The 23,584-nt window shown below is 44.9% G+C and carries 26 protein-coding genes and 1 pseudogene; 12 read left to right on the forward strand and 15 right to left on the reverse strand.

Features of this window, described 5'->3' with window-relative positions; translation table 11 throughout:
- Positions 1-158: 158 nt before the first annotated feature.
- Positions 159-1,115, reverse strand: a complete 957-nt coding sequence (locus LRL21_RS36475; protein WP_240420723.1) for a 3'-5' exoribonuclease YhaM family protein — start codon at positions 1,113-1,115, stop codon at positions 159-161.
- Between the two features lie 60 nt (positions 1,116-1,175).
- On the reverse strand, positions 1,176-1,673 hold the full coding sequence (locus LRL21_RS36480) for a CYTH domain-containing protein (RefSeq protein ID WP_240420724.1): 498 nt from the start codon (positions 1,671-1,673) through the stop codon (positions 1,176-1,178).
- Positions 1,674-1,864: 191 nt separating this feature from the next.
- Here LRL21_RS36480 and LRL21_RS36485 point away from each other — a divergent pair, with 191 nt between their 5' ends.
- A complete protein-coding gene (locus tag LRL21_RS36485; protein ID WP_240420725.1) occupies positions 1,865-2,356 on the forward strand; it encodes a ferritin family protein in 492 nt (163 codons plus the stop codon).
- Between the two features lie 54 nt (positions 2,357-2,410).
- Here LRL21_RS36485 and LRL21_RS36490 read toward each other — a convergent pair whose 3' ends face one another.
- From LRL21_RS36490 to coaW, 3 genes are all read right to left on the reverse strand, one after another.
- Positions 2,411-3,385, reverse strand: coding sequence for a ring-cleaving dioxygenase (locus LRL21_RS36490; RefSeq protein ID WP_240420726.1), 975 nt, complete (start codon positions 3,383-3,385; stop codon positions 2,411-2,413).
- Between the two features lie 13 nt (positions 3,386-3,398).
- Positions 3,399-3,824 carry a MarR family winged helix-turn-helix transcriptional regulator gene (locus LRL21_RS36495; protein WP_240420779.1) on the reverse strand — a complete coding sequence of 142 codons (426 nt, stop codon included), beginning with the start codon at positions 3,822-3,824 and terminating at the stop codon, positions 3,399-3,401.
- 115 nt (positions 3,825-3,939) lie between these two features.
- On the reverse strand, positions 3,940-4,746 hold the full coding sequence (gene coaW / locus LRL21_RS36500; protein WP_240420727.1) for a type II pantothenate kinase: 807 nt from the start codon (positions 4,744-4,746) through the stop codon (positions 3,940-3,942).
- Between the two features lie 495 nt (positions 4,747-5,241).
- Here coaW and LRL21_RS36505 point away from each other — a divergent pair, with 495 nt between their 5' ends.
- From LRL21_RS36505 to LRL21_RS36535, 7 genes are all read left to right on the forward strand, one after another.
- Entirely contained in the window at positions 5,242-6,771 is a 1,530-nt protein-coding gene (locus LRL21_RS36505; RefSeq protein ID WP_240420728.1) for an MDR family MFS transporter, read from the forward strand.
- 86 nt (positions 6,772-6,857) lie between these two features.
- Positions 6,858-7,832 carry a helix-turn-helix transcriptional regulator gene (locus LRL21_RS36510; RefSeq protein WP_240420729.1) on the forward strand — a complete coding sequence of 325 codons (975 nt, stop codon included), beginning with the start codon at positions 6,858-6,860 and terminating at the stop codon, positions 7,830-7,832.
- A gap of 45 nt (positions 7,833-7,877) precedes the next feature.
- Positions 7,878-8,063 carry an SDR family NAD(P)-dependent oxidoreductase gene (locus tag LRL21_RS36515; RefSeq protein WP_338044729.1) on the forward strand — a complete coding sequence of 62 codons (186 nt, stop codon included), beginning with the start codon at positions 7,878-7,880 and terminating at the stop codon, positions 8,061-8,063.
- Between the two features lie 169 nt (positions 8,064-8,232).
- The gene (locus LRL21_RS36520) at positions 8,233-8,694 is read left to right on the forward strand and encodes a MarR family winged helix-turn-helix transcriptional regulator (protein ID WP_240420730.1); all 462 of its coding nucleotides are present in this window, start codon (positions 8,233-8,235) and stop codon (positions 8,692-8,694) included.
- Positions 8,691-9,584 carry an NAD-dependent epimerase/dehydratase family protein gene (locus LRL21_RS36525; protein ID WP_240420731.1) on the forward strand — a complete coding sequence of 298 codons (894 nt, stop codon included), beginning with the start codon at positions 8,691-8,693 and terminating at the stop codon, positions 9,582-9,584. The genes LRL21_RS36520 and LRL21_RS36525 overlap by 4 nt, the downstream gene beginning before the upstream one ends.
- A 114-nt stretch (positions 9,585-9,698) precedes the next feature.
- The gene (locus tag LRL21_RS36530; protein WP_240420732.1) at positions 9,699-9,917 is read left to right on the forward strand and encodes a hypothetical protein; all 219 of its coding nucleotides are present in this window, start codon (positions 9,699-9,701) and stop codon (positions 9,915-9,917) included.
- Between the two features lie 235 nt (positions 9,918-10,152).
- A complete protein-coding gene (locus tag LRL21_RS36535) occupies positions 10,153-11,337 on the forward strand; it encodes a ParB/RepB/Spo0J family partition protein (RefSeq protein ID WP_240420733.1) in 1,185 nt (394 codons plus the stop codon).
- A 100-nt stretch (positions 11,338-11,437) separates the two neighbouring features.
- Here the strand turns inward: LRL21_RS36535 and LRL21_RS36540 are convergent, their stop codons facing one another.
- Positions 11,438-12,190, reverse strand: a complete 753-nt coding sequence (locus LRL21_RS36540) for an RNA polymerase sigma factor (protein WP_240420734.1) — start codon at positions 12,188-12,190, stop codon at positions 11,438-11,440.
- Positions 12,191-12,367: 177 nt separating this feature from the next.
- Between LRL21_RS36540 and clpP the strand changes: the two genes are divergently transcribed.
- Positions 12,368-12,955, forward strand: a complete 588-nt coding sequence (clpP, locus tag LRL21_RS36545; RefSeq protein WP_076234111.1) for an ATP-dependent Clp endopeptidase proteolytic subunit ClpP — start codon at positions 12,368-12,370, stop codon at positions 12,953-12,955.
- Between the two features lie 146 nt (positions 12,956-13,101).
- On the opposite strand, the gene LRL21_RS36550 is transcribed toward clpP, so the two are convergent.
- From LRL21_RS36550 to LRL21_RS36560, 3 genes are read right to left on the reverse strand one after another with little or no spacing between them, the layout of a single operon-like run.
- Entirely contained in the window at positions 13,102-13,773 is a 672-nt protein-coding gene (locus tag LRL21_RS36550) for a GNAT family N-acetyltransferase (protein ID WP_240420735.1), read from the reverse strand.
- Positions 13,774-13,820: 47 nt separating this feature from the next.
- The gene (locus tag LRL21_RS36555; protein WP_240420736.1) at positions 13,821-14,537 is read right to left on the reverse strand and encodes a GNAT family N-acetyltransferase; all 717 of its coding nucleotides are present in this window, start codon (positions 14,535-14,537) and stop codon (positions 13,821-13,823) included.
- An 18-nt stretch (positions 14,538-14,555) separates the two neighbouring features.
- Positions 14,556-15,413 (reverse strand): carbon-nitrogen hydrolase family protein, encoded by an 858-nt coding sequence (locus tag LRL21_RS36560; RefSeq protein ID WP_240420737.1) that lies wholly within the window; start codon positions 15,411-15,413, stop codon positions 14,556-14,558.
- A 211-nt stretch (positions 15,414-15,624) separates the two neighbouring features.
- On the opposite strand from LRL21_RS36560, the gene LRL21_RS36565 reads away from it, so the two are divergent.
- Positions 15,625-16,311, forward strand: a complete 687-nt coding sequence (locus LRL21_RS36565; RefSeq protein WP_240420738.1) for a FadR/GntR family transcriptional regulator — start codon at positions 15,625-15,627, stop codon at positions 16,309-16,311.
- Positions 16,312-17,526 (forward strand): CynX/NimT family MFS transporter, encoded by a 1,215-nt coding sequence (locus tag LRL21_RS36570; protein ID WP_240420739.1) that lies wholly within the window; start codon positions 16,312-16,314, stop codon positions 17,524-17,526. It begins immediately after the preceding gene.
- A 6-nt stretch (positions 17,527-17,532) separates the two neighbouring features.
- Here the strand turns inward: LRL21_RS36570 and LRL21_RS36575 are convergent, their stop codons facing one another.
- Together LRL21_RS36575 and LRL21_RS36580 are read right to left on the reverse strand one after the other, a co-directional pair.
- A complete protein-coding gene (locus tag LRL21_RS36575; protein ID WP_240420740.1) occupies positions 17,533-18,465 on the reverse strand; it encodes a tyrosine-type recombinase/integrase in 933 nt (310 codons plus the stop codon).
- Positions 18,466-18,610: 145 nt separating this feature from the next.
- Positions 18,611-19,669 (reverse strand): MBL fold metallo-hydrolase, encoded by a 1,059-nt coding sequence (locus tag LRL21_RS36580; RefSeq protein WP_240420741.1) that lies wholly within the window; start codon positions 19,667-19,669, stop codon positions 18,611-18,613.
- 301 nt (positions 19,670-19,970) lie between these two features.
- Here LRL21_RS36580 and LRL21_RS36585 point away from each other — a divergent pair, with 301 nt between their 5' ends.
- A complete protein-coding gene (locus LRL21_RS36585; RefSeq protein ID WP_240420742.1) occupies positions 19,971-20,939 on the forward strand; it encodes a carbohydrate deacetylase in 969 nt (322 codons plus the stop codon).
- A 153-nt stretch (positions 20,940-21,092) separates the two neighbouring features.
- On the opposite strand, the gene LRL21_RS36590 is transcribed toward LRL21_RS36585, so the two are convergent.
- The 4 genes and pseudogenes from LRL21_RS36590 to LRL21_RS36605 all read right to left on the reverse strand — a co-directional run bounded on the left by LRL21_RS36590 (position 21,093) and on the right by LRL21_RS36605 (position 23,538).
- Complete coding sequence (locus tag LRL21_RS36590; RefSeq protein WP_240420743.1) at positions 21,093-21,290, reverse strand: hypothetical protein; 198 nt, start codon at positions 21,288-21,290, stop codon at positions 21,093-21,095.
- Positions 21,291-21,304: 14 nt separating this feature from the next.
- Positions 21,305-21,505 (reverse strand): annotated as a pseudogene (locus tag LRL21_RS36595) (aldo/keto reductase); the annotation flags it as partial.
- 168 nt (positions 21,506-21,673) lie between these two features.
- A complete protein-coding gene (locus LRL21_RS36600; protein ID WP_240420744.1) occupies positions 21,674-22,678 on the reverse strand; it encodes a glycoside hydrolase family 130 protein in 1,005 nt (334 codons plus the stop codon).
- A 38-nt stretch (positions 22,679-22,716) separates the two neighbouring features.
- Positions 22,717-23,538 carry a carbohydrate ABC transporter permease gene (locus LRL21_RS36605; protein WP_240420780.1) on the reverse strand — a complete coding sequence of 274 codons (822 nt, stop codon included), beginning with the start codon at positions 23,536-23,538 and terminating at the stop codon, positions 22,717-22,719.
- Positions 23,539-23,584: the final 46 nt, after the last annotated feature.

Consider the following 23,584-nt stretch of genomic DNA (forward strand, 5'->3'; position numbering starts at 1 on the left):
AATAGCAGCCTTCAAGGGCTGCTATTTACGTATTATGGAGGATAATTCAGATATTTATATCGATGATAATTATAGAGTCCATTTATTTAGTTTACATAATAATTGTTATGTAATCTTATTGGTGAGTGGATTATTCTTTTGCAGACTGAATAAGATTTTTACAATTTCATCCTGTAAATGGCCTTATTTTCAAGCCCGCGGATCGATTGGGTCCAATTCTCGGCTTCTGGTGTTGTATCCAATGCATCCTCTACCATCTGGAGCTTGGCATCTATGGTGTCAATGTGATGAAGAGCAATCGCTTCCGGAATTTGTGGTTGTACAGGACTGCCCCATTCACCTGAATTATGATGTGATAGAACCATATGCTGAAGCGCCAGAACACGATCCGAATTTAGATCTATATTACAAAGAATGGCTGCTTCTGTTATCCAGTTCGAAGCCATTGAAATATGACCCAGCAGCTTTCCATGGACACTGTATTCGGATACGATCCCAAGTTGGGCAGTCATCTCCTCCGGCTTGGCAATGTCATGCAGAATAATGCCAGCCGTCAACAGATCCGGGTTCAAAAATGGCCGCTGCCTGCAAATAAATTGTCCAAGCTCGAGCATCCGAACCATATGGTAGGCCAAACCCGCATAATAGGCGTGGTGGTGCGTTTTGGCAGCCGGATAATGCATCAGTCTATCTTCAACCTTTTTTACACAGAATGAAACTATTGCATGCATTTCCTTGTCTTGAATGCTATCCATCGCTTGCTTGATCGTATAAATCAGATCGACGGGACGGATCGGTGCCGAACGAATAAAATCAGTCAAGGATACACCGTCATCATCGGTCGCTTTGCGTATTTTGATGATTTTGATCTGCAGCTTTTCTCTATAGGTTTGAACTAATCCCTGAACACGAACCAGTCCCATAGGAAAAAAAGTTTCCTTATCTGTCGCACTGGCATCCCAGTACTTTGCCGGAAGCTGTCCTGTTGCATCACACAGAACAATATCCAGATAGTCCTTCGCGGGCGTGGAATTGGTTTGTTTGATTTCAAGCTCCTTGATGAGATAAAACCCAACGAATTCATCTTGTGAATTTAAGGTTTTGATTAAAGACATGTTTATTCCTCCTCAGGACTTTTCATAGAAAAGTCAACTTCTGGATAATCAGATTAATCCTTAGATGGATGCTGTCTGAAGCTGTATCCACAGCGTTTTGTTGCGGAATTCTTCCTCTTGCCCAAGCTCCTTGCCGAACCAATCCGGTGCCTCGAACCTTTGCGCAGCATGGAGATCGGGAAACTCGACCTCAACGACCACAAGCGCGATTTGCTTGTATTCGTCTATTTCATATAAAGTACCTTGATGATCCACCGAAGTACGCACTTTTTCCAATGGAACCAACCCTGAACGAGACAATAATTGCTGATAAATAGTCTCTGAAATGGTATATTCGATTTCCTCTCTAACCATGCCATGTCCTGACTTGAATGTATGCGTATAGTGGCAGGTTCCGTCAACATCTATCAGCTGGCGAACCCTGATTTCCTCATCCTTGGAAAAAGCTAGGTAAGTTTGATAAATCGTTTGCTTTGAAATCAACGTAACATTCGCCTGATCCAGCTCAGCCTGCGGGAACGCTGGTAATAAAAACTTTTTTTCGATCTCGATACCCATTAGCGACCCCCCTTTTCTCATTATGCACGAATTACATTATAGATTTAAAACCTGTGGTTGTCGATACTGATTGACTGGCATGACTCTTAATTGCTGACAATGGAATTGCATAGCGAGAGACCTGTAACTCAATTAGGCATTTGCACATAGTCTGTTATCAATCATAAAATGAACAGCTGGAGGTTTTTTGTATGTATGTGATCAATCCTTATTGGAATAGATCCACGTTTAAGCCAGTATGGTCCGTATCTACCTCGCAAGCATTAAATTTAATAAGAGAAGCCGTCCAAGGTGAGCGAAATGATGAGTTATTTTACGATGAACTTATCAAAATGGCCCCAAACTCAGAGCAATCATCGATAATTGCTTCAATACGTGATGATGAACGCGGTCATAATCGTATGTTCCGAGGCATGTATAAAGAGATAACCGGTCATGAAATAACAGGCATCAGTAATGAAAAATATGAGCGGGTAGAATCCTATATCGAAGGATTACAGAGAGCTCTTCGAGGTGAATTGGCTGCAGTTGAGAAATATCGAAAAATATGGTTCGGCCTGCCTCCTGGTATTTATCGAGACACCGCATTTGGGATCATCTTAGATGAATTGAAGCATGCAAGTCTATACAATTATTTGTTTACTTTGAATCAAACGAACCGTTCCGTTAATAATAAAGCATAGCAAACAAAAACCCCTGAAGCTTATATTCAGGGGTCTGCATCTTCATCCTGCTCTTTAAACAGTACGCCTCGTCCAAAGCGGCCTTAAATTGGCTTCAATCGACTGCCGCTGATCCTCCAGGAACGGCGGTAAAGCCAGTGATTCCCCCAAGGTTTCAAAAGGCTCATCCGTATCAAAACCAGGACCGTCTGTTGCCAGCTCAAATAAAATACCGTTAGGCTCACGGAAATACAAGGAACGGAAATAATATCTTTCCACGAAGCCGGAATTACGTAATCCCGCTTTATTCAGCACCTCGATCCATTTAAGTAATTCTTCCTTGTCATCCACCCGAAATGCCACATGATGCACACCACCCTTGCCAAGCGCGGCGACAGACAGATCACTGCGCGGCTCAACCTGCACTTCTGCACCTGATCCCCCTGCTCCTACCTGCATCACGATAATATCCTCTTGTCCTTTGACCAAGGCTGGAATTCGATTCTTCTCCGTAAAGCCGATCAGCTTAAGCGCGGCCAACGTGGAATCCGGCTTGCGAACTGTAAGCTTTACGGGTCCAAGTCCGATAATCCCAAATTCAGCAGGGACCGGGCTTTGATCCCATGGAATACCGCCCTGCACACCGGAATTCGTCTCATCGGAAACAAGCGAGAGCTGCTGACCTTCCGGATCCTCGAAGAAAATAACGCTGCGGCCTGCAAATTGTGTAATTGGTGAATGCTTGACACCATGTGCTGTAAATCGGTCCAGCCAATAATTCAGCGCCGAGTCACTCGGTACCCGTAAGGCAGTCCCCGAAATACTGCTTGCTCCCGCGCGAGTTGGTCCGATACCCGGGAAATCAAAGAACGTTAGCTCCGTTCCCGGATTGCCCCGTTCGTCACCATAGAACAGATGATAAGCAGATGTATCGTCCTGGTTGACGGTTTTTTTTATCAAACGCATGCCGAGAACCTCAGTATAAAACTTGTAATTCCCAGGTGCATCTCCGGTCATAGCCGATAAATGATGAATACCTTTTACGTTCATGCTGATCCATCCTTTACGTTTTTAGTTTTTTTAACAAATCCAGCAGCTGTTTCTGTTCCGATGTGTTCAGATTGTTGAATTGAGCCGCCTGGAACTGCTCCTGCATTGGAACTATATCATCAAATAAGGACTTACCCTCTGCTGTTAGCGACACATATTTGGTTTTCCAATCCTGCTCCCGCATAATCCACCCAAGCTCTTCAACCTTTTGAATGATCTGGGCAATGTTGCCTTTGGTTACAACGAGCTTATCGGCCAAATCCTGCTGACTGATACGTCCCGCTGCACCCACTTGGGCTAACACGTCAAACTGCGCTGCGGTTATGTCCCATTTTTTCAAATGCTGATTAGTTTCACGAATGCTCTGGTTGTAAAAGCGGGATAGCCGAAACCACAGCAATATCCCTAACCGTTTTTCTTGTTTGCTTAATGGATGCATTTCGTTGTCTGTCACAATAGCATCATCCCTTTTGTGTAACGGTAATTATTTTAAGTTTAGTACTAAACTTATTATCAGTATACAACTAAACTAACAAAAAAAACAATCCTGTACCTTACTCCTCATGCAGCCAAGCACCAATAGCTCCTGCATACTCACCATTTTCAATAAACAAAGGTGATGCGCCTCTAAGCTTCGTATAACGCTGCACAACATCTTTAAGCAGATGATTCCCAATGAACGAGGAACCGATAAAAATAACGGTGGTCGCCCCCGACTGCCCGGCAGCCAGTACGCTAACTGTTGCAACTGTCTCTCCTACTAAACCGATTACAGATGCTAACAACTCTTCTCTGGAAAATGGAGGGTGGGAAGCACCTTGTAAAATACGTCCAAAATTGCTTGCTGTCAGGTCACCAGGTATTGGCGGCTCTGCTCCCTCATAAATATGACTGACCTTTAGATCGATTCGATCACGTGCCCCCATGGCTGCTCCTTGAATAATATCTTCATAATTAGTTAACCCTGTTAACAATTGAGATAACCCTATCAAGGTTCCGCCTCCTACTCCAGTACCGCCAAGCCGCCGGTGTTGGTCGCTGTCTATCAAATGGATTGAAGTGCCCGTGCCAACATTGGTCAACACATACATGGTTTCCGTGACTCCCTGCTTCTCCAAAAAATATTGCACACCTCTACAGGTTGCATCAAATTCAACCAACTCTTCGGCTTTAAGGTGGATAAGCGACTGCAGCGCAGAAGCTTTTCCACCGGTCATACAAACTCGGGTATCGCTCATTCCGTTGATCCAGTTTGCCACATGAGCCAGCTCAGACACCGGAAATTTGTTTAAAACAAGCGAATTTTGCTCCATATAAGCGATTTTGATCAGTGTTCCTCCGGCATCAATTCCAATATTCATACATAGTTCCTCCCCATGTTATCGACAAAATAATACAATCATGACTTTTCTACAATATCCAGCTGCGGGATAAATAACTCCTATTATTACTAAATTTAATATCATTAATAATATGTATCATTAATTATAATCTTCATCTCCTGATCAGAAGATATAATCATCATTGTACCAGATTTACTGTATCTCATGTTAGATTTCATGAAGCTTGGGTTCACTAAAAAAGTGGTCTCTCGACTACTCTAAGGGTTGCAGAATTACATACTTTTTAGCGTTTTTTGTTTATCTTCCCCATACTTGGTTTCATTCTGCTTTAGAGTTTACATAATAATAATTATGTACTCAAGTTCCTCGTGCTTGTGAAAGTTCGAATAAGTGCATCACTTATTCGAACTTGATAACTCGTTCCTGACATACTGTTGTCAACAAGGATGGTTTATGATTGCTTCAATTACCGCATCACCATTTAACTTGATAACAGAAAGGAACGGGATTCAAATGAAACAAGTGCAGAACAAAATGGGAGTTATCATTACAGGACTTATGCTCGCTATCCTGATGGCTTCGATGGATAACACAATTGTGGCGACGGCGATGGGAACGATTGTGGGTGAGATTGGCGGTCTCGATAAATTTGTATGGGCCACCTCGGCCTATATGGTAACGGAAATGGCGGGTATGCCGGTGTTTGGCAAACTGTCTGATATGTATGGACGCAAACGTTTTTTTGTATTCGGTATCGTCGTATTTATGATCGGATCTGCATTATGCGGACTGGCGGAATCGATCGTTCAGCTGAGTGCTTACAGAGCAATACAAGGTATCGGTGCGGGCGCGATGGTATCAATAGCGTTCACAATCATGTTCGACGTCATTCCACCTGAGAATAGAGGTAAAATGACAGGCATGTTCGGTGCTTTGTTCGGCTTGTCGAGTGTTGCCGCTCCGCTGCTCGGCGGTTATATAACCGATTATTTGAATTGGGTTTGGATATTTTACATCAATTTACCGCTCGGTTTGATTGCGTTCGTCTTGATTGTGTTTTTCTACAAAGAATCGACAGAGCATTCCAAGCAGAAAATCGATTTCCTTGGCGGTTTCCTGTTGGTTGGAGCGATCATCTGCCTCATGTTCGGTGTTGAGCTCGGCGGCAAAGCGTATGCATGGGGATCACCGCAAATTTTGGGCTTGTTTGCAGGCTTCGCGATTCTTACTATTTTGCTTGTCTTTGTGGAAAAAAAGGCAGCTGAGCCTATCATTTCATTCCGCATGTTCCGTAATCGGCTCTATGCGACAAGCAATCTGGTTGCCATGCTCGGTGGAGCGACGTTCATAACCGCATCCATGTTCATACCGATTTACATTCAAGGCGTACTGGGTGGCACGGCGACGAATGCAGGACTTATACTGCTTCCGATGATGGTGGGTTCAGTCGTGACGGCAACTGTTGGTGGATTTTTAATGTCTAAGCTGCCTTATCGGACCATCCTGATTCCTACACTCATCATCCTGATCGCCGGAATGGCACTTCTAACCACACTGTCAACGGAATCTTCGCGTTTACTTATCACAGTGTATATGATCCTGGTAGGTTTGGGCATCGGCGCTTCCTTCTCGGTACTCAGCAGCGCAGCCATTCATTCGTTCCCTGCTGCACAGCGAGGAGCAGCTACTTCAACACAGAATTTCAATCGGTCACTCGGCATGACACTCGGTATTACGATATTCGGCATCATTCAGAGCCATTCGCTATCAGATAAGCTGACGCAGGCATTTGGTAGTAGTGGAACGAATATACCGAACAATATCAACTTTAGCGACCCTTATGTTCTGATGAATCCCGCAATCCGCCAATCGATGGACGGAAACACACTGAATACGATTACAGAGGGGCTATCGTCTTCCATTGTCGGCACCTTTGCATGGAGCCTCATCCCGGCAGTACTGGCGCTAAGCGCTGCCTTCATTATGAGTCGAGAGAAATTGGCTCAAGCAGCAGATACGGATGGTTACTCCCCTTCACATTAACCTTTGTAAATTGGAACAGGACTCACAGTTGTCGGGAATTATGGTATATGATTAATGTAATATTGCCCGAAATTGGAGGAGCAGCAATGAAACTCGAACGGTTGATGGCCATCACGATTCTTTTATTAAACCGCAAACGCGTGCAGGCACAAGAGTTGGCTGATCGGCTTGAAGTATCTTTACGGACGATTTACCGCGATTTGGAGTCATTGAGCCTGGCTGGAATCCCGATTGTATCGTATACAGGAACAGAAGGCGGTTATGAAATTATGGACAGCTTCCGCATGGACCGGCAGATGTTATCTTTTGATGAGCTACTTGCCCTCTTTACAGCGCTACGCGGTCTTCAGTCGTCACAAGCATTGAATCATACCCATGTAGACCGTCTGCTCGATAAAGTAGGGGCACTGGTCTCACAGGCAGAACAAGGACGTTTAGCCGAACGCGATCAGGTTCTAATCGATTTTACCCCATGGAGAAACAGCGAGACCGAGCGAAGCAAATATGATTCTCTGCAAAAATCCATAAATGACAAAAAGTTAATCCGTTTTACGTATACAGACGGCCAAGGGGAAGAATCGGAACGTTGTGTCGAGCCGATGGGACTTGTGCTCAAAAAGTATTCCTGGTATTTGCATGGCTACTGTTTGAACCGCACAGATTACCGGATTTTCAAGCTTTCACGTCTTCGGGATATGCAGGTACTGGATGAATCGTTCAATCGCCGAGCTATGACACTTACTAAACTGAATGAACGATGGGGAACGCCCCAACAACAACAACAGACGATCGATCTTGTCCTTCGGTTCACAGGTGAGGCTAAAGTATCCGCTGCAGACCGGTTTGATGAAAATGAGATCGAAAGGCTGGCGGATGGTTCACTTCTTGTGCGGACCACATTTCCTGATGGGAAATGGATCATTGGTTTTTTGCTTCATTATAAAACCGATTTGATTATTCTGGAGCCTGCCCATATTGCGGCTGAGGTCAGAAAAATGGCATTGGACATATCAGCTTTGTATCTCGATTCCGGACACGCTGTTCTCAATAAGGATGGATAATGATCTGAATGTTGAATAAATACGCTAACTAAGTTGGTAATGACAATGAATCTGCAAGAAAAAGTGGCAATCGTTACAGGCGGTGCAAGAGGTATCGGACGTGCAGCCTCCATTCTATTAGCCTCGCGGGGTGCAAAAGTGGTTGTGAATTATTTATCGAATATGGATGCTGCTGAAGAAGTAGTGTCCCATATTCGAGCAAGCTGGCAAGTGACGATGCTCGTTTTATGACAAGGACAAACACACCCGTTACGGGTGGACTTTCGATGGGATAACAGAAAAAGCAGACAAATATGGGAACAGTCTACTGGGAGTTGTCATTGACACGGGGAATATTTCGGATTATACTTTACTTAATAAAGTTTACTTAGTAAATTATAATCAAGAAAAGAGGACAATTATGGACGCTCCATCAAGCTCTTTTACAGCTGCAGATCTGGCTAGAACCTTTGGTATGGTTCGAAGAATGGGATTAAGAACTGGCTCCGTACAAGGATTAAGGCAAAGTGAAGCTTTGTTTCTTGTCCATGTCGTTTATTTGAATCATAGTGAATCCAGTCAGGTCAAAGTATCCGATCTTAGCTCCTCCCTGAATATGACGCAATCTGCCGCTACTCATATGATGAAAACACTTGAAGAAAAAGGTTACCTGATCCGGGTCGCATCTCAAAAGGATAAGCGAGTTGTGCTTGTTAAACCTACGGAATCCGGCAGAAATATGATTGATGAGACCGAAAATCAATTTCTACAACTGTTCACAGGACTCGTTGAGCATCTTGGGGAAAAGGATGGTCAGGAGCTGAATAGGCTTTTAAACATAACGCTTACTTATATTAGTAAACATTGGGGAGGAAAATCATGAAACTTTTTATAACAGGTATTACGGGTTATATTGGTGCAGTTCTTGCCGAGCACTTGGTGGCGCAAGGTGTTGAAGTGTATGGATTGGTGCGTACGGATGAGCAAGCAGCAGGCATTCAGAGCAAGAATGTACATCCGATTGTCGGGGACATGAGTAATATTTCAGCTTTATTGGAGGGTGTCACACGGACCGATGGAGTCATTCATACAGCTATCGCACACACTGCCGATAGTGAAGCGCTGGATACGTTAGCCGTTGCAACCATGCTGAAAGCTATGGAAGGAAGCGACAACCCTTTTATTTATACGAGCGGTACCTTGATTTACAATGATACTAATCAGCATACCGTGAATGAGGAATCTCCGCTTCAGCCGCTCCCCTTTCTGGAATGGAAGGCGCAGCAAGAACTCACCGTACTGCAAGCGGCGCAGCGTCGTATTCGAACGATAGTGATCCGTCCTTCTCTGGTATATGGGCTTGGTGGAGGCTTGGTGAAAGGCTCGATCCAATTAGCTCGACACTTGCAAGCTGCTAATTACATCGGGGATGGTCATAATGCCTGGTCGACAATTCATGTCGAGGATTTAGCTGATTTGTATGCCAAAGCGGTTGCCAGTGCAGCAGCAGGCTCCTTGTTCAATGCAGCCTCACGGGAAATGGTAACCATGCAGCAATTAATGGCCGCGATCAGCAGAATCACAGGCCTTGAGAAACGCTTACAGTCGTGGACTTTGGAGGAGGCAACCCACATACTGGGGCCATTTGCATGGGCGTCGAGTATCAATCAGCGAATATCCGGGCTGAAAGCGGAACAACAGTTGAATTGGAAATCAGGCAATCATTCCATACTGCAAGATATTGAGTTTGGTTCTTATCCAGCTGCACAGTGAGCCTGATTAACAATAAACAAGTCGCTGAAAAGCACTTTTTTCGGTATACTTATTGTTTCACTTCCCTCCTGCATGTGTAATAAATAACATGTCAAATTTAGGAGGTTGTTATCGGTGGTAACTACTAACATTTCATTCCAGGAAAATTCGGTACCGGTATTTTTATTCGGGGCGGACTCACAAATAATTCCTTCTTTACTGTCTGCACTCCAAAAGAATCGATTAACGATAGCTAACCTGAAGGAGTCTTTAGTGCGTATCGACCTGTTCCGCTCCCAAGCATTGCTATATTCCGCACAAGGTGACAAGTATTCGATACCTATTTTCCCTTAAAGCAAGAATGAGAACCTATCAGGTCTCGTACTTATCCATAGATGTATAGGAAAGGAATGGAGCCTCCGCTTCGTTCCTTTTTTGCTGCTGGGAGAGCTTATTTTCCCGCCCTCATTCGAGCCTTGGCAGGCAACCCATTTTCACAGCTCAAACCATGTTATATAATGGTAGGTATAACGTTAGCCCCACCGGACTCACGATCCGGCGAATTAACTGAACGAATAGGAGTAATCGAATGGACATTGTGCAAATACCTACATATTTAATTGATGAAGATACGGATCAGCCCCGTTATCAATTCGACGAGGATTCCTTGCAGGAGCTGATGAACAGCATCGCCGAGCTTGGCCTTTTATCTCCAATCAAGGTAAGAACGACTAAGGATGGCCGATATAAAATTATTTATGGCAACCGCCGATATAAAGCATGCAGTACCTTGGGTAAGCCTACCATCCCCTGCATTGTTTCGGATGTGACTGATGAGCTGGAAATTTATTTGGAGCAAATCGCCGAGAATTTGACACGGGAAGGCTTTTCACCCATTGAAGAGGCAGATGCCTTTAATAAGCTGCTCAAGGACCCGAAGTTCAGCAGTTCAACCAAATATCTGTCCAGTAAGCTGGGCAAGCCAGAAAGCTATATCAAGAACAAGTGTGACCTGCTTAAATTCAGCAATGCTGTCAAAAAGCTGATAGTAAGCGGAACGGAAATCAGGAAGGACAAGCTCACCGAGCTGCAGGTGCTGCCTCTGAAGGATTTACCGATTGAATACCGGGACTCGTTGGCACTGATGGTCGCCAGGGATGAGCTGTCAGTGAGTGATGTCAAGAAAATCGCCAAGCTGTTCAAGGATAAAGATATTTCCGACAATACTAAAGCGAAGCTGCTCTATAAATCCGGCTATGAGCTTATAGAAACATGGTCCGTATTTGAACAAAATAGAGCAGAAAGATCGAAGCAAGCTGAGCCCAAAGCCGCGACGAAGGCCGATAAAACGGATAAACGGACTCCCGAACAGCCTCCAACCGAGGCTAATTCAGCCACAGCGGCAACCTTGACGGAACCGACAAAAGGACTCCATTACGATCCCGAGCATAAAGCAGGTAATGAATCCGAGCATCAAACTGCTGCACGATTAGTAAGTGAACCAGTTAAAGAAGCAGCGTCGAATGCAGTGACAGAGGTTCTTATCGATAGTACACTGCAGAGATTGCTTGCCACTCTCCCTTCCTACAGCCCGCTGTCTGATGAGGTGCTCCGTTCCTATGAGGATATATATGACAACGATAAAGAAAGCTTTCATGCCAGTGTGAAGCTGCTTGTCGACAATCTGGAAAAACATCTGGAGCAATGGAAAAAAGTGCAGGAGCTTACGAAGGATCAGGACCAAATAGTCGCAGCTGAAGCCGTAAATCATTAATAAGAGGCTGATCCCCACCATACTTCCGGGGAATCAGCCTCTTTGCACTGCACACATGCACAGCGGCTTCCAGAGCCTCCTATTTGCTTGTTTAATCTGATTAGGCTGCCATCCTGACGCTAAACGGAGTGTGCGAAGGCAGCTTGGCATAACGCTTGGAGGCAGATGTTTGTCTGGACTGATGATGATTGCGAGCTATTCCAATTGCCACAGCAGGTTCAAGCTGATCCCGCTGAGCAAGTTCTACCAGCACCGCAATATCCCCCATTTGATAAGCCGCTGCCAGCATCTGCAGTAATGCCTTGGAGCTCTCTTCATCAGGTAAAACAAGCACATCTTGCTCCAGATCCGATCTGACGGCTTTCAATGATTGACGAGCTCGGTGAAGCGCTGCTTTGATCGCGCCTTCTGTCGTTTGCAGCAGCTGTGCCGCCTCTATGATCGAATAGCCAAGTACATCCCTCAATAAAAAAACCGTTCTTTGCAAAGCAGACATGTGCTTGATGAGTGCCAGAAAAACGGTTTCCATTTCCATAGCCCCATGATCCTGCATAACCGACTGCCGCTGCTCCTGTTGGAGGATTAAGGACAGGCTGCTGTTTCTTCGCATTCGATCGATCCACGTGTTCTTTGCAATCCTCAGCATGTAAGCCTCCGGATTCGCATGTCCCGTCTCTTGAAGTACGCGTGCAGCTTTCAACCACGTATCCTGAGCCAAATCCTCTGCATCCCAACTGGACCCTGTAATCGACAAACAGTACCTTTTAACGGTCATTTGCAGTTCAGCCCAATTCGTACCGTCAGCCTCTTCTATTGTTGGTTCCTTGCTTTCTATGGTACCAGCTAAGATCATACAGCTCTCTCCTTTACCTGGTTTAATGACAATACATAGCTTCAATATGATAACGAATGAACCCTGAATAAGGATACGCAACTTCTAAAAAAATTACACCGTATCCTTTTCCTTATTGAATTCGTTTGCTGATGGAAAGCAGATAACCAAACCAATATCCATAATGGAGGTAAGCAGATGAACAACAATTATGTGCCTTATGTGGTGGAGCAAACCGGTCGCGGCGAACGTTCTTACGATATTTATTCAAGGCTGCTCAAGGACCGAATCGTATTTCTTGGCGCCGCGATTGATGACCAGATGGCCAATAGCATTACAGCTCAATTGCTATTTCTGGCTGCGGAGGATCCCGAGAAAGAAATCAGTCTCTATATTAACAGCCCTGGCGGTTCTACCTCAGCAGGATTTGCCATCTATGATACCATGCAGTTCGTGAAGCCTCCGGTTCATACCATATGCACAGGCTTTGCAGCTTCATTCGCAGCTATTCTGCTGCTCGCAGGAGCCAAAGGCAAACGGTTTGCACTCCCGAACAGCGAGATCATGATACATCAACCGCATGGTGGAACGCAAGGTCAAGCCAGTGATATTGCTATCAGTGCCAAGCGGATTATCGGTATTCGAGAACGATTAAACCGGATTACTTCTGAAAGAACCGGTCAGCCGCTTGAAAAGGTGGAAAAAGATATGGATCGCGATTACTTCATGTCCTCGGAAGAGGCACAGGAATATGGGATTATCGATCAAGTGGTGACCTCATTGTAACACAAATAACTCAACTTTTCGTTTCCAAACACATCAAGCCCGCCGCCCAGAAATGATAATTCGGGCGGCGGGCATATTTTTTTATTCTATGAAAATCCTAATGCAGCACCTTACAAATACAGGTTCTTGGCACCTGCACTGCTGGTTTATAGAGGAAATAAAGTTACCGTTTCCCGCTGCTTCAAGCCTTCAATCATTTGCTGCCATTGTAACGGCTTATCGGGCAGGACCGAATAATAGCGTGTCAGAAACTGTACAATCAATGAGGCCGATACCTCCGTGCAGCTATCGTCGATCGGCAAGAAGCATAAGTCCAACACTTCAACCGCTTCACCATTGTTCTCCCAGGAAGGATGTACATAATCCAATTCCAGGCGTTGGTAGCCCAAATGAGACAGAACCTCGCGGCGCACATACGGATCCATTGGCTTAATACCGCCAAATTCATGTCCTTCGATACGATACGGATCATAAATTTCAGCAAACATGCCAAGCATCGAACGACCGGATAACGATGCCTGCTGCTGCAAATCGGCCATCCGCTTAGCTGCCATGAACCGCCCGATGCCAAGACCTGCTTGACCAATAATCGTGAAATCCGTCATGGCAACCTGCAGATCATCATAGTAACGGTATTCAGTCGCACCAACCACAGCACCCTCATGGACAGCTACAAATACACGAATGCCGGGATCCTCGAGCGGTTCCCTCCATAGTGAATACTCCAATACTTCTTCTGGTGGAAATACCTTTTTCATCAGTTCATGCATTAGTAAAAAATTCGGGTCCTCGATACTTGTAATTCGTACAAATTCCATCCTCAACACTCCCTGCTATTGATATAAATCACTACCACACATGTCTATCACTTACGTTTAAAAGGATTCCGCCACTCCATCAGCAGTCCGTAGTTGCAGGATTCCTCATCATCCAAATAGTTCGCAACGATATCCACCGGAGTACGGCCGCAGCGCATCAAAAAACTGATAACCGGGTCCTTGCATCGTCCATCCAATATCGCTTGCACATATTGCTGCACCGTCAGCTCACTGGCAACCTTATGATAACCCGGCATACGCCCCCCACCGAGCAATCGGTCTAAACCCAGCTGTACCGTAACCTCATACATCGATTGCATCAACCATTTGCCCAAACCAAGCTTGCGGCTATTTGGATGAATACAAACATCAACAACATACAGTGTACCGCCATCAGGAACGTGTGTTCGTATATGCCCGTTATCTGTAACTTCTGCCCAACTGTGACCCGTCTGCTCCGTATGGGTATCTACTCGAAGACTCGTCATCGACCCGACAATCTCCCCTTCTACCTCGATACACAAGGCTCCCTCGGGAAATCTGCTCAGATGTTCGTTCAACTGCTCCTTGTTCCACCAAAGCTCTGACGGAAAAGGCGGAGGAAAGCTCTCCTGCTGAATATGGATCAACGCATCAAAATCTTCATACGAATAGTTTCGGACCAGCGCTCGCAGCGGCTTGTCACCATGATAAACAAATAACTCTTTGAAATATCGATCCTTGTGATTATCTGCTAATTCAGCTGCTTCCTTGCCCTCGCTCAATTCAAATGGCCTCCTTGTCTACGACCAATCCGTATACAGGTCGGTTCTGCGATCCCGCCATGTCGTCACAGAACCCCGTTCTCGCACTTCTGCAAGCAGCTGCAAATCGAGATCAGCGGTGATCACCATATCATCATTTAACTCGCCTTGAGCCATAATACCCCCAGGAGGAAACGGTACATCATTAGGCGTCAATACCGCCGCCTGACCAAAATTGCTGCGCATAAAGTCAACCGTAGGAAGCGTACCTACAGTTCCCGTGGTAACAACATAAATCTGATTTTCGATCGTACGAGCGTGACATGTATAACGTACCCGATGATAGCCGTGGCGGTCATACGTGCAAGATGGACAAAATAATACATCTGCGCCGCGAGCTCGGGCCATCCGAACAATCTCCGGAAATTCCACATCATAGCATACCAGAATAGCAATACGTCCTTTATCCGTATCAAATACCTGAAGCAAATCACCTGCACCCATATTCCATTCCTTGATTTCCGCAGGTGTAATGTGCAGCTTGTTCTGTGTGGCGATACGTCCATCCGGATAAAATAAATAGGCCGTGTTAAACAGCTTTCCCTGCTCGGAGGTAACATGTGTTCCCCCTATCAAATGCATGCCTGTTTTCATAGCCAGCCCCTTGAACAAATCCACATAAGCCTCCGTATAAACCGGCAGTGCTTCAATAGGCAGCGGTTGTCCGTTCCCGTCACCAATGGACATTAATTGGGTCGTAAATAGCTCGGGAAACAATACAAATTCCGACTCGTACTCCTCAGCTATATGAACATAATGTTCTACTTGTTTGGCAAACTCTTCAAAACTATTAATGGTGTGCAGATGATATTGTACTGCGGATACCCTCATTTTCATCGTTTCTTTTAACCTCAATTTCTATGATTGATATATGAATAAGTTCCTAATAATTACGCTGCTAATTGTAGTATTTTACCCCATTCGTGAACATTGTTCAATTGTTTTGTAAAGAGTCATGGTCGCAATTTACTATATAAGGGTTTTCAAAATAAAAATAATGTGATAAGATACAATTCATCAAATCATCCTACGTTTGGAGGTTTAAAATTTGCTGCAAAAAACGACACGACTTACCCTTGTTGATCAAGTCATTATTCAAATTGAAGCCATGATTGAATCCGGAGTCTGGCCGCTTGGGACCAAAATTCCGCCGGAACCGGATCTGGTTCATGATCTGAATGTCAGTCGCAATACACTGCGTGAAGGTATAAAAGCATTGTGTCACGCTGGGGTGCTAATGACGAAGCAGGGTGATGGTACTTATGTATCTTCTAACAGCACGCTTGGCGCGGCTATTCAACGTCGTGTCCAAAAATCCGGCTTACTGGATACGCTGGAGGTTCGAAATGCTCTGGAGCAAGAAGCTGCCAAGCTATCTGCCGAAAGGCGTACTGATGAGGATTTAGCGAAAATCCGCTTCTATCAGCAGGAATGCCAATCATTCAGCATCCAACACGATTTAGAACGGTATGTGGACGCTGATTTGAAGCTGCATCAGACTATTGTTGAATCGACCGGAAATCGAATGCTAATTGACCTGTATGAGCATATTACGGAAGTTATTCAGGATTCAATTACCGTTATATTAATGGAGCAATTCTCGGACAACCTGCCGCCAGATAATCACGATCAGCTGGTAGAGGCCATATTCGCGCAAGATCCCGATGCGGCAGCCAAGCATGTGCAGCAGTTTATTAAAGAAATTAAACAAGCCGTCGAACGGGAGGAATTATAAATGGAAACTGAACCACGTACACTCCATGCTCAATCATTTTCAACTTCTACCGGATGGCTGCTTTTGCTGGGGATCATTTTGATCGCGGCCAATTTACGCTCCCCGATCACTTCGGTAGGACCGTTGATTGGGACGATTCGCAATGATTTGGGCTTATCGAATACACTAGCAGGCATGATCACGACACTTCCGTTAATTGCTTTTGCCTTGTTGTCACCGCTGGCGCCGAGGTTGGCTCGCCGGTTTGGCATGTCCCCTCTATTGTTGGGATCATTAATTTTACTGGTTATTGGTATTGTTGTCCGATCAGCATCGAATATCGGTTTACTGCTGCTCGGAACGGTCCTATTGGGCCTAGCCATATCCATTTGCAATGTACTGATGCCAAGTCTGATTAAAGAAAAGTATCCTTTACAAATTGGAGTCATGATCGGCGTTTATTCCGTTGCGATGAATCTGAGCGGTGCAATTGCATCGGGAATCAGTGTTCCGATAGCTACTCATACAGGATTAGGCTGGAAGGGTGCATTGGGTCTGTGGGGGGTGTTAGCTGTTATAGCCATTCTTATCTGGATTCCCCAACTCGGGCGTCAGCAGCATAAAGCACTTATTACGAAGTTGAACGAAAAGCATACGAATGTATGGAAATCAGCTCTCGCTTGGCAGGTGACGATCTATATGGGGCTACAGTCAATGCTTTTTTATGTCGTCATTTCCTGGCTTCCAGATATTTTGAAAAGCCAAGGGTTGAGCTCGGATTCCGCAGGCTGGGTGCTTTCCTTGATGCAGCTCGCAATACTTCCGCTTACCTTTATCGTGCCCATTCTGGCTGGACGCATGAAAAATCAAATCGCGCTTACCGTTGCGACGGCATTGTGTTTTTTCATCGGTATTGGAGGACTGCTTTCAGGGAATCATCTGGTTCTGCTGTGGTCGATCTTGATCGGGATCGGAGCGGGTTGTTCTTTCAGCCTGGCGATGACCTTTTTCGGACTACGAACAGCCAATGCGCATGACGCAGCCGAGTTATCCGGTATGGCTCAATCAGTCGGTTATTTGTTAGCCGCGCTCGGCCCTACTCTGTTCGGTTATCTGCATGATGTGACCAACGGATGGTACGTACCGCTTATCCTGCTGCTGGTCATAACCTTCTTGCTGCTTATTTTCGGAATTGCCGCCAGTCGCAATCGAGTGATCGGTACTCCCAAAGCATGATCGTGCTCAACCGCCAGTCTCTCTCAGCACAGATTTCGGCAGCTTAGGCACAACCCGATTCATCGCTTCCTGCTTTTGTTTGTCTCCCACATGCGTATAAATTTGTGTGGTTTGTATACTGGCATGCCCGAGCAGCTCTTGCAGAGTTCGTATATCTGTTCCTGCGATCACCTGCATGGTGGCAAAGGTATGCCTGAGCTTATGGCTGGAGAATGACTTTCCTTGCAGCTCACTAAATTCGGTCTTCAATTGGGCAAAATTCGCTTCGGCAATTTTTTGAATCATTCGGGTCGATATGCGGCGGCCAAATTGGGATACGAAGAACGCCTGCTCGATTGTTTTTCTCGGATCAATTCGTTCGTTCAAGGCCATGATCAAAATTTGAACCAAAGATTCCGGCAGCGGAACGGATCTCCATTTGCGCCCTTTTCCATATACCTGCAGCATGTGCGAGGAACGGTTAAAATCTGCTATATTCAATCGATGCAGTTCACTTACTCGTAAACCTGCATAACTCATCAGCAAAAACATCGCGACATTCCGAATCTGATATTTCCCTTCGATCGATTCCAAAAAAGCGGACAGCACATGCTCGTCCAAATACGAAGGCAGCGAGTTTCTCTCGACCTTTGATTTTTTTAAATGCAGCGCCGGATTGTTGTCCGCATATTTATGCTCAATTAAGGCATTGAAAAAAGTTCGAATCGAGGATAGATAACGATTACGTGTCGAATCCCCTGCTCCGCCCTGACGCATCTGCGTGAGGAACCGCATTACATCCAAAGCTTCCAGCTTACCCAACGATTTAGGAGCTACCGCCGCCAAAAATAATCGCACATCACCCAAATAAGCTTTTTGCGTTTGAGCGGTAAATCCTTGGTCCTTCATCCAAATATCAAACAGCTCCAGGAGCTCTTCATCGGGGTATATACGGTCCATATTAATTATCTCCGTTCGTTTAAAGTGTAATTACGCTAAATATCAATTTAGCGTAATTTTTTTGGTGAAAAAAACACTGCAAAATCTACGTTTTGCAGCCGGTAAAGCTCACATTTTATATATACGAATGTCGAGTATATGGATGCTATATGGATGATTTCCACCAAATAGCAGCTGGATATGAAGAAGCATTTACGTTAACGGCTTCACCGATTCTTGGTGTGGCTATGGCTACTCCTCGTTCTTTGGCCGCCTGGATCACACGTTCAATCGGATCCGTCCAGTCATGGAAGGCCAGCTTGAAAGCTCCCCAATGGATCGGAATCATTACTTTACCTTGCACATCGAGCTGCGCCTGAACGGTTTGCTCTGGCAGCATATGTATAGCTGGCCATCTCTCATCATACTGACCGCATTCCATCATTGTCAAGTGAAAAGGTCCATAGGTGTCCCCTATCTTTTTGAAATGGGTTCCGTAACCACTGTCTCCACTAAAAAACAGCTTATGCTCCGAACTGGCAATCACCCACGAGCACCACAAGGTCGAGTTATTGTCCAATAAGTATCTTCCGGAAAAATGAATCGCAGGGGTACATACGAGCTTTAAGCCCGCGGCCTCCGTTTCTTCCCACCAGTTGAATTCATGGATTTTACTCCGATCAACGCCCCATCTTGCCAAATGTCTTCCTACTCCACGAGGCGTATAAAAGCTGCCAACCTTATGCTTCAGCTTTTGGATGGAGTCGTAATCCAGATGGTCATAATGATCATGCGACAGCAGGACAGCATCAATCGGTGGAAGCTGCTCAATATCAATTGGAAGCTGCTTGCTGTACCTCTGATTACCAAACCAGGGAAATGGCGTAGGTGCTTTACCGAGCATAGGGTCCAACAGCAATGTCTTACCATCGATTTCAATGAGAAAAGCCGAATGGCCAAACCAGATGACTCGTGTACCCGATTCCTGACTTCGTCCAATTTCAGCAGGAAATATCGGGATAGGCTGGCCTGGCTTACTATTCGGATTTCCTCTGATAAAATCCTTCAGGATGGACAGGTTTGTTCCCGGTGTCGTGTTAGATCCAATATCCATCTCATTGACAACCTTATCCCCAGACCACTTCGCTCCGAAAGCAGGATAATAACGCAAAAACAAGATCAATGATAAGACAATTACTCCAACTATAATAGCTGCAATCTGCATCCTCTATCTCCTATTCGTCAAATTCATCGGGATAAGATTATGGTAGCATAGTCTTTTTTAAAGTACAATTTTGCTCGCTGTGTCGACAAAAATACAAATCCGTCTGGAAACCAACCAAACCTCCGATGCAAAATGGACAGTCAAGTAGGTTGATACCCTTCCCTGATAGTAGCGTAATACATAGCATAATAAATACGAAACCGAGCTTGTAGGCTCCGAATGCCTGCTTCAGGAATTGCAAAATAATCAATTAATCAGATAAATCATTAATACTATTAATTATATGGAGGGAGGATTCGTTGTGACTAAATATCTCATTATCAATGCAGATGACTTTGGACTTTCCCAAAGTATCAATCAAGGCATTATCGAAGCACATCATGCGGGTACAGTATCGAGTACAACCTTAATGTGCAATATGCCTGGATTTGAAGATGCTGTTACCCTTGCCAAGGCGACACCCTCATTAGGAGTTGGCCTACATTTCAACCTCACTTATGGTAAACCACTTGCTCACAAGCAGCAGGTTGCTTCTCTAGTTAATCCTAAAGGTGTTTTTTCAAAGGATAGAAGTAAATGGACTGAAGCGCATATCGTTACAGAATTGGAAGCTCAATTTAAGCGATTTATTGCCACTGGTTTATATCCTACCCATCTGGATTCCCATCATCATATCCATATCGATTCAGAGCTCGTATACCATGCCTTAAAGGACCTCTCCATTCGCCTGCAAATTCCAATGCGTCTTCATCCATTGATCATTGAGGACAGGCAAATCTTTCGTAGCTCGGATTATTTGATTCTCGATACGTACGATACAGAGGATGGTATTGACCGTTTAATTAGGCATTTGGAGCATCTTCCTGACGGAATTACGGAGTTAATGTGTCACCCTGGCTATGTGGACGAGGATGTGAGAGCTTATTCAGTATGGACGGATGGCAGAGCCATGGAGCATAACGTTTTTACGAATCAACGAATTGTCGAGAAGCTGTCAGAGCTGGATATTCAATTGGTAAACTTCGGTTTCATCCCAGAACCAGAAAAGCCCGAGTGTTCAGAGCCGTTTGAGCAAACTTTAGCTGAAGTTATACCTCAACCTATACCTCAACCCATACGTAAACGTAAAACAAAAAAGAAGATGGTAAACCGAAGAAAGAAACGTGGCATTCGCGTGCTGAATAAAGTTAAAGTAATGAAGCTCAAGAAGAAAATCATCCTAAAAAAGAAGAAACGATACACAAAGCTAAGCAGCAAAAAAGTCAGCTGATGATACAGATTCCTTCTAATATGTGCACCTGTTGTAAAAACAAGTCTTGGAGCTAATCGCATACTGTAGTTACCCCCAAAAGGAAGAAGATTAGATAGTTTCCTTGTTGGGGGTATTGTAAATTCATGACTTGATGGCTGTGAGGTGGAACCCCTACCGGAAATTTTCTACATACTCATACAGAAAAGCGTCTAGTCTGCGGGCATCTCTACCGAGCAAGCGCTTTACAGTATCCGTAGGCTTTTCCGGTATCACCGTAGACATGGTTTGAATTTCCACAACGTGATTCGCTAGCCAAGGAGGCATATGTCCGTGTTCGATCAGATTGCTGAGTAGTACTTGTGGGTCCAAGTTGATGTAGCTTATCGGCCAATGATTTCTTCTGTGAATCCGCGTTTCTCGCCGCCGTATCCATTCGCCGTATCAAAAAAGTTGACTCCCGCGTCCAATGCAGCATCCATAATACGAAACGCTTCTTTCTCTTCCGTGTTTTGACCGAAATTCATTGTACCCAAGCAAAGTCTACTTACTTTTAAACCCGTCCGTCCCAAATTTACATATATCACTTTTTTGCCGCCTCAAATTAGTATTTTACAATAATTTAGACAATACCCATTAATTAGATATATATATTACCCTTATCATCCAGATTCTAAATACCTTAATCGAAAATAGGAGAAAGGCGAATGATAAGCATTCTCCTTCTCCTCTTCTATAGCTTTTCCCTTGTAACTCTAGCGTGGCGACAGACATAATTGAAGTAGATCATCGACATGCGCGGTAGCCAGACAGACCACAGTATCGGCCGCACCATAATAAATCTTTACCTCACCGGTATCTTCAAGAATCATACCACCGGGGAAAATGACATTATTGCGGAAGCCACCTTCGACCTCATAGCTGGCTTCCGGTGCAAGCAGCGGCTCCTTGTACATACCGAGGATTTTCCGGGGATTGTTGAGATCCAGCAGCATGATACCAGCACAATATCTTTTTTTCCAGGTCGGCTCCCAGCCATTTTTCCCTCTTGTCGTGTCAAGATCGACCGAATGGAACGTAGTCAGCCACCCTTTATCAGTTTTGATCGGAGGTGCAGCAGGTCCTGTCTTATCATTAGCGAAGGCAACATCCTCTACAGCCAGCAGCAAATCGGAATTTCCCCAATACTTTAAATCCGGAGACTCCGAAATCCAGGTGTCAAAGCGGTCGACCCCACCCCTGCTGTATACGGTAAATGGCCTTTCCAAACGAACATATTTATCATTGATTTTCTCAGGGAACAGCACCATATTACGCAGATCGGGAGTTGATAAGCTTAAGATTTCAAAGTTTACAAAATCATCGGTTACGGCGATACCGCCTCGAATTCCATGCTCGGTATCCACTGCAAAGCACATGTAGCAGCGGCCATCAATAACTGTAAGGCGCGGATCATAGGCACGAATGATTTCTTGATCACGCAGTTTAAAGCAAGGCTTCGGTCCGACCTCCCAATGAATCCCGTCATCACTATAAGCTATCCCAAGATCTGTAGTAGAAGCAGGTTCAATCGTTTGCTCACTTATAGAGCCGTAATCATTGCGGAAAATCATCACGTACTTGCCATTGAACTTCGTCACTCCGGCATTAAACACTAGTGCGGTTGGATACGGAACACGCGCAGCATCGAGAATCGGATTAGCTGGGTGACGATGAATGAGCTTGCTGGACGTTAAAATGCTGGATTGAGTATTGGACATAAGTTGTGCCTCCATATGGGAATTATTGTAGATGAATATTAACCTTTAAGCGAGCCAGATGTCATTTGCATAAATGACTTGTTAGCAAAGATATAGACAACCAGGATAGGAAGAATCGACAGACAAGCGCCAGCCATCATAAAGTGGGTTTGTGAGGCTGCGGCTACTCCGTATTTTAAATTCGCCAAACCTACGGTTAATGTTTGCAGGTTGGGTTTGCTCATCGTAAAGACCAAGGGCAATAAATATTCATTCCAAGCGGCTCGGAAAGTAAATAGAGCACATACAGCAAGACCCGGTCTTAATAAAGGTAAAATCACCCTCCAATAGGTTCCACCCAGGGAACAACCGTCGATTGTGGCAGCTTCATCCAATTCTCGCGGTATACCATTCATAAAGCTGAGCAGAATAAAAAAGATATACGCATGCGCACTAATCAAAATAAGTACAACTGCCCAAAGCGATGTGTGTAAATTCAAGCTAATCATCAATTCAAATTGCGGTCTCAATACAACTGCACCCACGGAAACAAATAAGGTGCCTCCTTGTATGGCAATGTACAGCTTTTTACCCGGAAACCCCAAACGATCAATGACATACGCAGCCATCGAAGCGACAATGAGAGTGCCAACGGTTGTGCTAATACTGACAAACAAGCTGTTCCAGGTGAAGGTGGAGAAATTCGCCTGCTTCCAGGCTTGCATATAATTTTCAAACATCCAATTCGAAGGGAATATAGTCGCCCCTGTAGTCAATTCCAGATTGGTTTTGAAGGAACCGAGGATCGCGATTAATACAGGAAATATCGTTAGGAATGCAATAGCCAGCAAAAAAATCCATAAAATGATTTGCCCAAGCATGCGGGATAATGTGGATGGGTTAACGGTTGTATTCGGCCTGACAGCT

The organism is Paenibacillus periandrae, from assembly GCF_022458865.1.
In the GTDB taxonomy this organism is placed as follows: domain Bacteria; phylum Bacillota; class Bacilli; order Paenibacillales; family NBRC-103111; genus Paenibacillus_S; species Paenibacillus_S periandrae.